Source organism: Candidatus Omnitrophota bacterium (assembly GCA_030695905.1).
In the GTDB taxonomy this organism is placed as follows: domain Bacteria; phylum Omnitrophota; class Gorgyraeia; order 2-01-FULL-45-10; family 2-01-FULL-45-10; genus CAZHPY01.
Genome location: JAUYOL010000028.1, coordinates 1 through 13552 on the forward strand (window position 1 = coordinate 1; position 13552 = coordinate 13552).

Annotated in this window: 14 protein-coding genes; 1 reads left to right on the forward strand and 13 read right to left on the reverse strand. The window is 38.5% G+C overall.

The genetic code is table 11. The annotated features are described in order from the left end of the window. The 3 genes from Q8R38_04220 to Q8R38_04230 all read right to left on the reverse strand — a co-directional run. The coding region (locus Q8R38_04220) for a hypothetical protein (protein MDP3791233.1) at nt 1-4213 on the reverse strand (4213 nt) is incomplete at its 3' end. A gap of 93 nt (nt 4214-4306) precedes the next feature. After that, nucleotides 4307-4660 carry a hypothetical protein gene (locus Q8R38_04225; protein ID MDP3791234.1) on the reverse strand — a complete coding sequence of 118 codons (354 nt, stop codon included), beginning with the start codon at nt 4658-4660 and terminating at the stop codon, nt 4307-4309. Nucleotides 4661-4934: 274 nt separating this feature from the next. Continuing rightward, a complete protein-coding gene (locus Q8R38_04230; GenBank protein MDP3791235.1) occupies nt 4935-5111 on the reverse strand; it encodes a hypothetical protein in 177 nt (58 codons plus the stop codon). Between the two features lie 226 nt (nt 5112-5337). On the opposite strand from Q8R38_04230, the gene Q8R38_04235 reads away from it, so the two are divergent. Continuing rightward, nucleotides 5338-5931 carry an XRE family transcriptional regulator gene (locus Q8R38_04235; GenBank protein MDP3791236.1) on the forward strand — a complete coding sequence of 198 codons (594 nt, stop codon included), beginning with the start codon at nt 5338-5340 and terminating at the stop codon, nt 5929-5931. On the opposite strand, the gene Q8R38_04240 is transcribed toward Q8R38_04235, so the two are convergent. Genes Q8R38_04240 through Q8R38_04285 form a run of 10 tightly spaced genes read right to left on the reverse strand, consistent with a single transcriptional unit; the run spans nt 5928 to nt 13542 of the window. Further along, nucleotides 5928-6314 (reverse strand): response regulator, encoded by a 387-nt coding sequence (locus Q8R38_04240; GenBank protein ID MDP3791237.1) that lies wholly within the window; start codon nt 6312-6314, stop codon nt 5928-5930. The genes Q8R38_04235 and Q8R38_04240 overlap by 4 nt on opposite strands. Beyond that, nucleotides 6311-6691, reverse strand: coding sequence for a response regulator (locus tag Q8R38_04245; protein MDP3791238.1), 381 nt, complete (start codon nt 6689-6691; stop codon nt 6311-6313). The genes Q8R38_04240 and Q8R38_04245 overlap by 4 nt, the downstream gene beginning before the upstream one ends. A gap of 12 nt (nt 6692-6703) precedes the next feature. After that, nucleotides 6704-7336 (reverse strand): ATP-binding protein, encoded by a 633-nt coding sequence (locus tag Q8R38_04250; GenBank protein ID MDP3791239.1) that lies wholly within the window; start codon nt 7334-7336, stop codon nt 6704-6706. A gap of 4 nt (nt 7337-7340) precedes the next feature. Next, entirely contained in the window at nt 7341-7604 is a 264-nt protein-coding gene (gene acpP, locus Q8R38_04255; protein MDP3791240.1) for an acyl carrier protein, read from the reverse strand. A gap of 7 nt (nt 7605-7611) precedes the next feature. Continuing rightward, nucleotides 7612-8070, reverse strand: coding sequence for a hypothetical protein (locus Q8R38_04260; GenBank protein MDP3791241.1), 459 nt, complete (start codon nt 8068-8070; stop codon nt 7612-7614). Between the two features lie 12 nt (nt 8071-8082). Continuing rightward, nucleotides 8083-8460, reverse strand: coding sequence for a response regulator (locus tag Q8R38_04265; protein MDP3791242.1), 378 nt, complete (start codon nt 8458-8460; stop codon nt 8083-8085). Continuing rightward, nucleotides 8435-10585, reverse strand: coding sequence for an ATP-binding protein (locus Q8R38_04270; GenBank protein ID MDP3791243.1), 2151 nt, complete (start codon nt 10583-10585; stop codon nt 8435-8437). The genes Q8R38_04265 and Q8R38_04270 overlap by 26 nt, the downstream gene beginning before the upstream one ends. After that, on the reverse strand, nt 10582-11997 hold the full coding sequence (locus Q8R38_04275; GenBank protein ID MDP3791244.1) for an NAD(P)/FAD-dependent oxidoreductase: 1416 nt from the start codon (nt 11995-11997) through the stop codon (nt 10582-10584). The genes Q8R38_04270 and Q8R38_04275 overlap by 4 nt, the downstream gene beginning before the upstream one ends. Next, complete coding sequence (locus Q8R38_04280; GenBank protein MDP3791245.1) at nt 11997-13298, reverse strand: beta-ketoacyl synthase N-terminal-like domain-containing protein; 1302 nt, start codon at nt 13296-13298, stop codon at nt 11997-11999. The genes Q8R38_04275 and Q8R38_04280 overlap by 1 nt, the downstream gene beginning before the upstream one ends. Beyond that, the gene (locus Q8R38_04285; GenBank protein MDP3791246.1) at nt 13291-13542 is read right to left on the reverse strand and encodes an acyl carrier protein; all 252 of its coding nucleotides are present in this window, start codon (nt 13540-13542) and stop codon (nt 13291-13293) included. Before Q8R38_04285 ends, Q8R38_04280 begins: the two co-directional genes overlap by 8 nt. Nucleotides 13543-13552 lie beyond the last annotated feature (10 nt).

Here is a 13552-nt window from a genome sequence, read left to right on the forward strand (position 1 = left end):
CCGCTGTCTGTTTTGCAGAGTCAATGGCCGCCTTGGCCTGTACGGATGTCATGTTCGTGATGTCTATCTTCAACTTAGCGGCTTCGGGCTTTAACGCGTCTATGGCAGCCTGTTCGGCTTTCCGGGCTTCTTCAGTCTTAGCGGATGGGGGTTCGGGTAGAGGATAATACTGTTTCTCGTATGGTATTTTTCCCTCATATACTTCGGGCCTTACTTTATAAATCTCAAAGCCTTCTTTAGTTTTTTCGATACAGAGCAGTTTCGCAACTCCTAAATTAAACAGTTCAATAACTGCTTTTATCTTGGCGAGTCTGTTTTTTGCTTGTTGGATATTGGCGGTTTTTTTGAAGCGAGCTAACTCATATTTTTGAATAAAATCAATTGAACGGGGGGTATAATTTATAGGTTCTCCCGCAAGATTAAAATAATGAAGGAGCTGATACCAATCATTATCCCTTAAAAGCCAAGACAACCTTAGGTCGTATATATCATAGAGATGGCTAACCACCGAAAGCTTTTCTTCATTGGTTAACTTATTCCATTCGGGATCTTTTATAATATGCTTAAGCTCTTTTTTGGCAAAACCTCTTCTGGATGAGGCGATGTTACTAGTAGTCAATGGCAGACCGAGATTCTGTAAAAATATCTTTTGTTTCCGCAGGAGTTCTGGGGTTCTGGAAAGGAGGCTTCTTCCTTTTCCATTCACAATGCCTAAACCTAACTCATCATGAAGATAGCGTATTCTCCCTTTTAAATCTATTTTCTGTGATTTAAGCAGCCCTTGGACGCTCTTGGAGGATAAAGACTTTAAAAACTCTATAGTCTGGTCGATCTCCGCACTGGTTATCTTGCTTTCTTCAGGTACAACTTGAGGCGGAGTTTCCGGCTGTATTACTGTTTCAGGCGGTGTTTCTAGAGGCTTTGCTGTTTCGGATGGCGTAACAACTGATGGTGGCTCTTCTTTAACAATTTCGGCTTTAGGTTCTGGTACCTTTTCTTCTGCCTCTTGTGATGCCTTGGCCTTTTCTTCATTAAGTCTGGCAAGCTCATCCTTTACTTTATCCGATTCGGCTTTTAAGCGAACTATCTCAAGATTTGCATCCGCTATCTCTTTCTCCTGCGCAAGACGTATCTTTTCAGCTTCTGCTAATGTTGCCTTTGATTGATCTATCTGGCTGTCTACGTTATGAAGAGCGTCTTTTGCTAATTGTATTTCTTGAGCTAAAAGTGCTTTTTCAGCCTCTTTTTCAGCTATTTCATGCCTAAGTTGATTTAACCTTTTTCGGCTCTTATATATGCTAATAGATAATATAATAATACCTAGACTTAGGATGCCCAGCATAGAAAGAATTGCTTCCCAATGACTGCCCAACCAAGTCTTTTCATTCTCCTTGGGATTTTCCACTACATTAGCAGGTTTCGTTTCCGCAGTATTAAGTTTACCTTTCAGAGTTGATGCTTCGGCTTCCAAAGATTGTTTCTTTTCTTCTAGTGCCTTTATTTTAAAAGCCGCTTCATTTTGTTCCTGAGCTGCTTTGGCTAATTTTTCTGCCTGGGTTCTATTCTCTTCTGCCTGAGCCCTTATTTTATCTTGAGCGATTTTTACTTCCTGTTCCGCCTCCTCTAACTTAGTCTTTGCTTCTAGCCTTTGAGCTTCTAACACTTCGACTTTTGCTTTATCTACTCTAGCCTCTTCTACAAGTTTTGCGATATTGGATAACATACCCTTGATTTCTTCTTGGCATTTCTTGATATCTTCTTGGGATTGCTTTAATAAATCCTTTATCTGCATTTCTACTTGCGATGGGTTTACACTTGGTTGAGTAGCCTGAGGCGCGAGAGAAACTTCTGGAGCCACTACGATAGGAGGAGTAACAACCTGAACATTTTTAGTTTCAATTATTCTACGGGCTTCTTCTACGGCTGTATCATAGGTAATTCTCTTTGCGCCTTGAGGTGTTTCAACTTCTACAGATATTATTCGTTTAGGAAAGACTCCTAACGAACCAACATCTTCATATGCTTCAGAACCTGTTACGGGCTTAAGACCTAAATCCTGGGCGAATCTTATTAAATCCTTCTCTGTGCCATATATTATCTCACTGCCATCAGAAAGCTTTACAATAGCGCCTACCACAGGATGATTGATATAGGGTGCGACTATATGTCTATTCCCTCTAGAATAGCTGATATTAGTTATATCCGCTGGGTTTATCCGTACTTCTTTTGTTTCTACATAGTAAACAGCGGTGGTGCCGTTATTCAGTTTTTTAGACAATTCCAAAGCCGATTCATAGGTAAGGGTTTTAACGCCTTCGGGCGTCTGGGCATCCATTGAGATAACGCGCTTTGGTGCTAGTCCTAATGATCCTACGTCTTCACGTTTTTCTGTTCCTGCAATAGGTGTAAAGCCAAGATCCTTAATAAATCTTCTTAAATCCCATTCTGTGCCGTAAACAATCTGTGTTCCGTCATTAAGCTTTACAATGGCTCCTACCACAGGATGATTGATGTAAGGCGCCAATAGATGCCGGGTGCCCCTTGAGAAAGCCACCTCAGTAATATTCTTTGTACTCAAGGCGGGTGTTTTATCTACATATATCTTGCCCTGCAAATCTAAAATCCGATCACCCTCTTTTAGTTCCTTTAAGCCAACTGATGGTTTTAGTTCGCCTGTTAACGGTCCTAAACGCATCTCGCCTTCGCCGCCTAATTTTAAAGATTCCCGGAGGCCTTCACCTTTTGAATCTTTAATCTTCTCTGCACCAAGAGAAACACCTGCGCTGACTTCAATAGGCGGTTTACCTTTCGGAATATCGCTTAAACCAATAGACGATTTTACGTCTCCAACCACAGGCAGAACATCTGCTCTGACTTTTCCTTTTACATCGGTAGATTCGGTTAAAGAAGACAAATCACGCAGTTTTTTCTCTTCGGTAGATTTAATATTAAATTTTAGGTCTACGGGTGGTGCGCCTTTTTTAAGGTTAACTATGGAAACTGAGGGTTGTATGCCCATATTTAAAGGCCCTGTTTTAGCCTTTACACCGACAGCCAAATCAATCTGGTCTTTGGCTACTTTTTCCTCAACCTGCCCTTGTCCTAAAGAAATCCTTGCATTTAGATCGACTATCTTCTCTCCCTCATGCGGCTTATTTATTGAAACAACGGTATCGTTACGTATTTGAAGCGGACCCAGGCGCGCGCTAAAACTAGTCGCACAGCCCGTAACCAACAATATAAGAGAAAACATAAGAGGCATAACAAGACGTCTGAATAATGGCAGGATTCTTTCCATTAGAGATGGTGCGGTAAGTTTTTTGGCTGGTCGTTGTTCTAAAGATTTTTCGGTGCTTAAGCGCTTGGATTCCTGTTGCCTTAAAGAATCTGCTATCTTCTTATCTATTACTTCTATATTCGCCTTTAATGCCTTTACCCTATCTAATATTGAAGTCTTCTTGCCTTGCAGATCCCTTAGTTTTTCTTCAAGCTGCTGTTTCTTTGTCTGTAATCCATCTAATTCTGCCTTGCGCCCGGCATCGGCATCATCCTGCTTCAAAGAAGATAACTTTGCGTTAATGCCGGATTTCTCAGTTTCTAAATTAGTAATATCTTTCTCTGCTTCTGCGATGACCTTCCTTAATATGTCTATTTCTTCAGATACTTTATCTCTATCCGCTGATAAGGCTATCTTTCCCCCGGATAGCGTATTGTCAACTTCGGCTACCTGTATGCCGAACTTCGCTGACACAGCCCAATGAGAATTTGTCTTATTTAGATCGCCTATCTTTTCTTTCGGACATATTTTTACCATATATGCCCTGCCGTCCTTTGAATACCTTACAGAAACAACGCCGTCTTCATTATTTATGCTATCCAAATCAAACCCGTTCAATAGTTCTATATTTTTTCTGAATTCTCTTTCGACAACGGGCTTAACATACCTAATCGGAAGATGATCAGTTAGTAAACAGGCGCCTATAGAGAATGCTGCTGTGAGGAACCTCATATCTGATAATACCGAGTTCTTAAACTCTATGGATTTTTCATTAGGGAAGGATTGCTGAAATACTGAAGGCGGAGAAAGTTTATGGGCTCCCATTTCGCCTCCGGTAGCCCATGTGATATCATACAGCAGGAATGCCTGAATGATTATTATTGAAATGACTCTTATGAAAAACCTTAGCCTCTTATTTTCGCTCCAAGCTATCATTATAGTCATATCGCCTAATTTTATTGATACATTACTGTGCCTGATGTTAAAGTAATCAAACTATACCATGAATTCCTTGCATTGCAACAACAATTATCTATATTTTTTATTACTTAACATTTCTGCATTGTTTCCCACTCGTGGTGACTGGAATTTCCTACGTCGTAGCCTATTCTTATTGTTGCCTTTTCCATAATCGGCATAGATTCTCAAGGACTCTTTCACATCATTCAATATTCCTTTACCGGGATCGCTGAGTAAATGGTGGCTAATTTTGTTGTTTGTGGCTGCTAGCGGGTTAAAATATACCTTAGCGCTTGTAATGCTGTTGTCTCCGTCTATGCCTTCTATTTCCAAGCTTTGCTCCTTTAGAATAACCTTTATGACAAAGTTGAACCTTTTATAGTTGTAGATCTCAGTAAAGATTTCTTTATCTGTCTTTGTCATATTACCGCGCCTTCCCCACCCTATCTATAGTGCCGGGTCACGCACGGGGAAAACGGTTGTCGTAACCCGGCTTCAGGATATTATCCTCTTGCCAAGCGTAGCAAGGAGAATATCCCGAATCGTTTAATGGGTTTTAGATTTTCATGGTCTTCGGGTATTACCTTGTGCTTCCCCCCACATTTATCACAATTAACTTGCTCAGGAGAAGCTGTATACCCTATGGACCCACATTCTGTGCACTGAACTCTCTCTGCCACAAAAATCGCCTTCTTTCTCATTTCTTAAGCGAGTCGATAAGGGTCAGCGGTATGTTATCGCCAACGCCCTTATCCTCATCGTTAAACAAATATGCTTCTTTGTTTAAAAGAAACATCCCTATTAAAAACGACAATATAACTGGCATCTGGTGCGAATGCTTCGCTATCTCAACTATATGGTTTACTCTAAACATAGGACACCTCTTTCTGTTCTTTTAACTACACTTAAAGTTTATCATAAATAAGCCATTTGTCAATAGTATCTGCAATACAATGGCTTATTTATATACTTTTATACTCATAACTTACTATGTTTATTGGTGTTATGATATTGTTAAGACTTAAAATAGGCATATATATTAAGCCATTTCTATATTTTTCTATTGACAAATGGCCTAGATATGATATAATTGTGATGTTATGAAAATCGGTGATAACATAAAAAAAATACGGAAAGCACAAGGACTAAAACGTTCTGACTTAGTAAAGAAACTTCGCTTTACTTACGGCGAGAACGCGTTGGGATACCGTACTATTCAGAGGATAGAGCGCGGTGAGAACCTGAAAGATAGGCTCTCTTCCTTATTGCAGCTTGCCTATGTTCTAGGTGTAGACTTAAATCAATTCTATAAAAGCACAGAATACGAGGATAAAGCGCAGTTAGAAGAAGCGGCCAAGGAGATCTGCATAACGAAGCCCAAAGCCAGGGGCGGAACATTTAGATATAATGATAGGGCTGTCCTAGAAATTGTCTCCCCGAAGAATAGCGGCTATATGTCAATGCTCATGGAGCTTGAGCCGAATTCCAAGACAAAGCAGGAACAGGATCCTGAAGCAACCATAAAATTTATGTTTGTTATAGCGGGTGAAATAACGATTGTAGTAGAAGAGCTTGAAAGGACGCTATCTAAGGGAGATTCCGTTCAGATAAATAGCCACAGACCGCATCATTTCGAGAATAGATCCAAAAAGAAATCTCTTGCCATATTGTATCAAAATCCGAAGCGGTTCTAAACCAACGGGAAAAATTGATTTCTTTTTTTCAGCTCTTTTGTCACCTTATCGTAAAGTTCCACTAGCGAGCTGCCCTTCGTTATGTATTCGTCAATACCTCTACTCTGACATGCCTCAAATACCTGATCGCTATCCCATCCTGTAAAGACTATCTTATACATGGGCATGTCCTTAGCAATGTCTAGTACCTCGATACCGCTTTTTTTAGGCATCCTTATATCAAGAATCATCATATCGCAGGGATTATTCTTTATATATTCTATCGCGTCTTCGCCATTTATGGCCGATGGGAAATTGCCCTTTATCCGCAATTCAAGATAATTTTTGATATTATCTAACTGATCCCGTTCGTCATCTACTATCAATATCGTGGGAATACTCACTTTGTCTCCTCCTCGTATATTTCATTTATCAGCTTGTGCGCCGCTTTGAGAACATCATCAAAGTTATAGGGTTTAATTATATAAGCTGAAGCCCCTAAATCCATACAGGTTTGACGAGTCTTATCATCTTCCACCGCGGTAAGCATGATAACACGTATTTTTGGGTTTATTTTTTTGGCCTGTCTCAGAACATCTATCCCTGTCATGCCTTCCATAATAATATCTAATACAATGATATTGGGCTTTTCTTTTTTAATGAGCGCAATGGCTTCGGGACCACTAGTGGCGGCCATAGCATGATAGCCTCGCTGTATTAGGAATTCTTTTATTTGATGCGATACTCCTGTTTCATCATCTACAACTAAGAATTTTATCATAACTTTTACCTCTCAATCATTTGAAGGCAGCATAACTGTTATTCTAGTGCCAAAAGAAGGTGCGGCTTTATAATAGAATTTGCCTCCCATACGCTCTAATATCTTTCTTATACCTTGCTGTTTCTTTATTTTATCGGGTGGCAAGTCATCTAACTGGCGGCACACGGGATCCTTTATAATGATTATTTTCCAAAGCTTTCTTAAAGTAAAAGATATCATAACTTTTGGATTATTAAAACCTAAGTATGTGAGAAGCTCCGTCCATTTTTCGATAGCATCTCCGTGAAGATAGCCTTCAACGGCGATCTTGTTTATTATCCTGAGTCCGGAAATCAATGCGCCCCAGTCTTCAAGTTCTGATTCCAAAGCTGCATCTTGTCGTGCCTCGAAACTAGGTAAAAATGTCTGGCGTTCTTTCATTTCATACATTAATGCCTTCCCTTTGTTAAAATACTTTTCGGTTTCTTCTAGACACTTCAAGCGGGCAACGGGATCGGAAAGTCCTCGAAGAGCCATGAGGTTTTTTCCCATTTCCTGCTTTGATTTTTCTATCTCACGAGAAAGCCTTTCAGCGATAAAAATTTCCTTGAAAAGTTGAAATAATCCTATCCGTTTTTTCTTGTTATTAAGTAATGGGCTTACCATAATCCTATACTATACTCCCGTATCCCTTGCCCTCTTGTATCAATTTCTTGTTTATATAGTCTATAACGTCTTTTACTGTCTTCGCTTTTTCTGCATCCTCATCAGGAATTTCAATGCCGAACTGTTCCTCTAATTCCATTACAAGCTCGACCGTATCAAGAGAATCGGCTCCGAGGTCTTCTACAAACCTAGCGTCATCCTTTACTTCTTCCTCTCTTACACCCAATTGTTCCGCTATAATTTTAACCGCTCTATCTTTTATATCCATGAGCACCTTAATACTTACCTAAAGCAGTAAGCTTGTCTTTGCACAAATTCATCGCCTTTACCATATATTGGCATATCGGTTGAAATTTCTTCACCTCTTCGCCGAATTGCAATAAGTTTTCTTTCTTGTCATATTTTAAAAGATAGTTGTACGATATCTCGCAAGTTTCCTCGGCTTCCTTTAAGCCTTTTAATCCATGATTGATACACTCCTGCAATGTATCAGCAATATCCTTGCTTTCTATTTTATCTAACGCAGCTGCTACTAATTTGAGCTGCTCGGCGATTTTCTCTCTACAAGAAAAGATGTCCTTATAAGCATTGGTCAAATTTTCTTTGAGATTGCCTTCCAGTCTTTCCATATTGAATGTGGTAATATATGAAATGCATATTTGAGACATCGTATTTATCGTACCTGTAGGGCCCGATAGATCATGAAATAGCTTGTGGAGAGGCTCATTTATCATCTTTATATACTCTTATTTTATATTCTTCGCCAATTCTTGTAATGTATCACTAAGTTTGTCAAAGTCTATTGGCTTACCCAAGAACATAAAGGGGTTATATTGGTCGCATACTTTTACAATACTATCGTCCTTGCCATAGCCCGTTGCCACGATGACTTTTATATCTGGATATTTTTGGCTTGTTTGTTTTAATACCTCAATACCTGTTATAGGTGAATCTTCTAGCTGCAAATCACATAATACTACATGAGGTCTTTCCTTTTCGATTATTCTAAGGGCTTCATCGCCCTTTGGTGTAGCAAAAACTTTGTAGTCCATCAGTTCGTATATATCTTTTAGGCTATTTAACAGGATTATATCATCCTCAAGGATTAGTAGCTTTAGAGCCATTAAAGCCCTCCTGTTCTTTTGGAAGTTCTACTGTAAAGGTAGTGCCTTTGCCGTATTCTGAAGAAAACGAAATCTTGCCCTTATGTTGTTCTATCCAGTCCTTCATAGAATATAAACCTGCTCCGTCGCCCTTACGCTCCGCTGACTTTGTGGTAAAGTACCCTGCAAAGAGCTTTTCTTTTACATCATCCTTCATGCCTATGCCATTATCTTCGATGGTTATAGCAATATTTCCGCCTTTGTCTTTAGCTGTAATGGTTATCTTACCTCTGTATGTGCCATCCGGTTTTAAATAAGAGTCTCTCCACATTATGGCATCGAATGCGTTATTTATTAAGTTTTCAAGGATCTGCTCTACCAAGCTTTCATTCCCTATTATGTGAGGGAGGTTTTCTGAGACGCCGTTGGTTATAACAGGTGCTGAGATATTTCGCTCCAAGACGTCTTTTGATTTTGTGCGAGAGGACTGTTCTAACGCTTGTTTTACGATTGCGTAAACATTCAATTCGGCGAAATCTTCCTTGACCTTCGCGGGATAAAGGATAGCATCGAGCATACGCTTACCTTTTTCTGCTTCCTTTAATATCCCCTGCATACTATCCTTTGTTACGTTTAGTAAAGACTGTGCTTTTTCAAGAGTTACCTCTTTCGACTCCGTAACCTTTATAGCGGTAGATACGAATTTAGCACTGGCGGCGAGTCTCGCTAATATGTTTTTCATCTGATGAGCCGCTCCAACAGAAGTTTTATCAATACCTTTCTTCTCACTTTTTTCCGCTATCTCCTTGGTAAGTTGGGCATTCTTTATGGCAATCGCTTCTGTGCGCGCCAAGTCCATGAGCATAGTTAACTCTCCTTGAGTATAATACTCATCTGATTTTTTCTTACCCAAAAGGATAATACCTATAAGTTCATCGCGAATTAATAACGGCACCGCTAAACTAGCCTTAAGGCTAAGCATTTCGTTTTTTATTTCTTCGCTTATTTTTTTGTCATTTTCATCCTCAATGGATAAAATATCTTTTATTGACTTCAAGCATTCTGAGATCGGTGAGTCCTTTCCAATAACCCGGACTGCGCTTTCATCCTTAGCACCGTGCGATATATATCTGTCATTGTTTAATAGAAGAATATCTGAATATTTAGGATGAAGTTTCTCTAATAAATCTATGGTTCTAGTAACAATTTCGTCGATATCCAACACCGTAGCGACATCATCTATGAAAGGTTTTATTATTTGGCTATAAAAGTCATACTTTTTTTGAAAAAGGTATTTATTGGTAATGGCAATTAAAAAATTTTCTATTGGCCTATACGCAAGAATTATAATCAAACAACTTATAGCGGCCCCTAAAAGTCTGCCTCCCATAATAACCTGCTGTATCAAAAATGTTATTCCAACAAATATGCCGAAGATTATTGTAAGTAAAGTTGCAAAAACAACCGTCTTTTTAATTACAACATCTACATCCATGAGGTGATGTCTTAAAATTGCGTAAGTTGCTATGAGGCAATAGATAGGAATGGTAATATTACCAAAAGGGTAAATAGGGATTTTAAACATAAGGATAAGCGTTGAGGCTCCGCCTACAAATCCAGTAAGAAATCCAAAAATTATATAAAGAGTCTGAATGCGTTTAGCACCTTTTGTTTTTGGGAAAAATCTTAATAACTCAAAGAAGCTAACGCATACTATAAACAACCATGAAAAAACAAGGCTGGCATAAAGCCAAGTAGCATCGTTATAATAAGGGATGCCATAAACAAAACGTGTTTTTGCAAATAGCAAATTTGTAAAAAAACAAAAATAGAGAAAAAACATGCTCCATATATACACAGCAATAAGTTGTATTCTTCGTTGCAGACCACAAAAAATACATACCAAATGATAAAAGAAGGTAGCGATAAATATTCCACCGGATTGACCAAACCTCCATCCGAACAGCGCCATTGGCTCACTAGCTGCCCTACTAACCCAAAAACAACCATAACCCCATATAGCCACTGAAATGTTAAAAAAAGCTAGTATGCGATGAATCTTCGCTCTGCCAAATATCAGTGTAACAAGAGCTAAAATTGTGCAAAAAACACCGCAAGCAATGCTTGTTACTGCAAATAAATTCATAGGCTCTTCTTTTCTCTTCTTGTAATAATCTGTGCTGTGTCACGCCCCAAATATACAACTCCTGGTATGCCTTGTGCTAAGGTAGTCCAGTGTCCTGTCAAATATAAATTCTTTATGGGTGTTGTCTGAGATAGGCCAGGAACGGCAAATTGGGTAGGCAAACTCTCCCAACCATAAGAAGCTCCTTCGTGATTTAATGTCCATTTATACAATGTATATGGCGTTGCAGCATCGCTTAATACAATATGCTTCGATAAATCAGGTGTTATAAATTCAAGTCTCTTAATAAAACTTTTTATTAGTTTATGCTTTTCAGTTCTCCAGTATCCTATATCTTTAAATGACGAATTAATGAACATCGTAATGCTTTTTTGATCTGGCATAACACGCATCATGAGCCACGTAGAGTTATTTATCATACCTTTTTTAGCCCTATCATACATATCCTCTATATCGTAATTGGGCAGTAACCACATATTAACACCGGGTTTAGGCAAAGAATTTAATTTCCCATCTATTCCCAAGTATAAAATAAACATGGATAAGGAATGACTGAGTAAGCTAAGCTTATTTATTATTTCCTTACCGATTATTTCCTCTCCAATCAAATTTTGGAAAGTTAGAAGGGAATCGCAATTTGAAATTACATATTTTGAAGTTATAAAATCTTTATCCCATACTTCTACTCCTTCTACTTTCTTATCTTTCAGCTTTACTCTAGTAACTAGGCTAGACAGAGATAGGTCACCTCCATACTCTTTAAATCTCTTGGATAGAATGTCAGAGAATGCTTGCATGCCACCTTCTGGATAATAACCACCATCTATAATGAATTCCTTATAAAACTTGGCAGCCGTAAATGCTGAAATTAAAGATGCTGGCAATCCTAAATTTCCTAAAATAAGCACAGAGAAAAACGCCTTCAATTTTATATCATTAAAATATTCGTCTAATAGATCTTTTAATGTTCTATTTCTCAGTTGTGCACTCGCTAACCCTTTAGAATTGTCTAAATAAGTTAAAAAGGTTTTTATATTTTTGCTTTCTTTTGGAAAAGCATTCCCTAACTCGTTAATCGTTTTATCAAGTTTATTCCAAAAAGAAATGTTATGATCCGGCGATATAATAATGTCCTGCGGATCATGTCTATGTATTTTGATTCTTGACTCTATATCTAACCCTTTAATAACCTGCCTAATGATACCGTCGTTGCGTAAGCTACCTAGAGAATGAGCACACGCATCGAAATAAAATCCATTGCGCGAAAATGAGGTACAATAGCCACCGGGCTTGACATTCTTTTCAACAATCAACGTCTTCAGTCCAGCTTTCGCCAAATAACATCCGCATACAAGCCCACTAATACCTGCACCAATAATTATTGCATCATAATCATATTTATGGGATGACATCAATCAAGTCTCCTAAATATCGCCGCCGCATTATAACCAGCAAATGCCGCACATATTTTCATAACCATTTTTAATTTTTTATCAATCTTTTCTCTCACCAAACTTATATTATATGCCGGATTCGTATTGTCAGAATTTAAAGTAGGTATAATCGTTTCATTTTTTAGCGAAAGCAACAGGATTGCTGTTTCTAGCAAAGCACTCCCACCTAAATTATGGCCTACATACGGCTTGAAGGCTGTAATAAGAGGTTTATTCGATTTTACCCCAAAAGTATCCGTAATTGCTTTAGACTCATAATAATCTATAACATGCGACCCTATGCCATGTGGACAAAGAAGATCTATTTCTTTTTTATCAACGCCGCTTTGTTTAAAGGCTTTTGATATGGCTCGCTGATATGAGTCGCTACCAACCTTAGGGACTGTTACCTGCCATCCCTCAAGAGAAAAACCGCCACCTAAATATTCAGCATATATTGGGGCGTTTCTTTTCTTTGCGTGCTCCAATTCTTCTACGACGATGGCAATTCCCCCATCTCCAAACGCCAAACCTTTACTATCTTTTGAGAATGGTTTCATAACACCATCCTTAGAATAAATACCTAAGTCTCTAAACCAAATATATTTATATATATCCGGATAGTCTGAAGCCGCAACTATAACGGTAGAATTTTGACCATTCTTTATCATTTCACTCGCTGTTTCAATACCATATAAACCAGAAGCGCAGGCGTTACATATAAATAATGAATGCTGCCGCACGTTAAAAACTTTGGCTATGTGAAAAAGAGTCATAAAGGGCTGAACATCATAACCACTTCTTATACAATCCTTATAAAGCTTGTCATAGAATTCTTTCTTTGACAAGTCTTTCGACTTATCTTTTAGTATATTAAAAGCGCGGTCACTTACTTTAGACAGAAATGGTATTAATCCCATATTTTCATGAGTCAAGACAAGCCCAAAATCATTTTCTTCATATGGTTTATAGTCTAAGCCGCTATCGTCAAGTGCTAACTTTATCGCAGCAATCATATAATATAGATCTACGATCTCATCGCCCTCTTTCCAATCCTTAACCCAGTCTAATAACTCCTTATTAATTCCGAATTTAGTTATATCAAAGCCATCAACTTTATGAAAATAATACTTATCCCATAACTCTCCGTCGATACGAGATTCTTCCAGCTTTATATTAGTCCTGCCCTCAAGCAAACTTCCCCACAAAGCTTCCTTGCCAATACCTATAGAAGTTATGGGGCCTATACCAGTTATAACAATTCTTTTATCTTTAGCCATTTTTTCTCGCTATCAATTCCCTAAGGAAGCTAACGGCATCTTTTACTGTTCTAAGTTTACCCAATTCACTGTCTTTGACTGCAACTTTGTATGTTCTCTCAATTTCTGTGGCTATCTCTATTATCTTTAGGGAATCTATACCCAAATCATCGACTACGTTAGCGGTGTCACTTATTTCTCCAACATCCAAGCCTGTCAATCGGGAAAGGATCAGTTTAACTTCCTGTTCTAAACTATCAGGCATAGCTACCCCT

What these genes read in the sequence shown, in the direction of transcription:
- Q8R38_04225 (MDP3791234.1), bottom strand. Translation starts at nt 4,660, where the DNA reads ATGACAAAGACAGATAAAGAAATCTTTACTGAGATCTACAACTATAAA.
- Q8R38_04230 (MDP3791235.1), bottom strand. Translation starts at nt 5,111, where the DNA reads ATGTTTAGAGTAAACCATATAGTTGAGATAGCGAAGCATTCGCACCAG.
- Q8R38_04235 (MDP3791236.1), top strand. Translation starts at nt 5,338, where the DNA reads ATGAAAATCGGTGATAACATAAAAAAAATACGGAAAGCACAAGGACTA.
- Q8R38_04245 (MDP3791238.1), bottom strand. Translation starts at nt 6,691, where the DNA reads ATGATAAAATTCTTAGTTGTAGATGATGAAACAGGAGTATCGCATCAA.
- Q8R38_04250 (MDP3791239.1), bottom strand. Translation starts at nt 7,336, where the DNA reads ATGGTAAGCCCATTACTTAATAACAAGAAAAAACGGATAGGATTATTT.
- acpP (MDP3791240.1), bottom strand. Translation starts at nt 7,604, where the DNA reads ATGGATATAAAAGATAGAGCGGTTAAAATTATAGCGGAACAATTGGGT.
- Q8R38_04260 (MDP3791241.1), bottom strand. Translation starts at nt 8,070, where the DNA reads ATGATAAATGAGCCTCTCCACAAGCTATTTCATGATCTATCGGGCCCT.
- Q8R38_04265 (MDP3791242.1), bottom strand. Translation starts at nt 8,460, where the DNA reads ATGGCTCTAAAGCTACTAATCCTTGAGGATGATATAATCCTGTTAAAT.
- Q8R38_04270 (MDP3791243.1), bottom strand. Translation starts at nt 10,585, where the DNA reads ATGAATTTATTTGCAGTAACAAGCATTGCTTGCGGTGTTTTTTGCACA.
- Q8R38_04275 (MDP3791244.1), bottom strand. Translation starts at nt 11,997, where the DNA reads ATGTCATCCCATAAATATGATTATGATGCAATAATTATTGGTGCAGGT.
- Q8R38_04280 (MDP3791245.1), bottom strand. Translation starts at nt 13,298, where the DNA reads ATGGCTAAAGATAAAAGAATTGTTATAACTGGTATAGGCCCCATAACT.
- Q8R38_04285 (MDP3791246.1), bottom strand. Translation starts at nt 13,542, where the DNA reads ATGCCTGATAGTTTAGAACAGGAAGTTAAACTGATCCTTTCCCGATTG.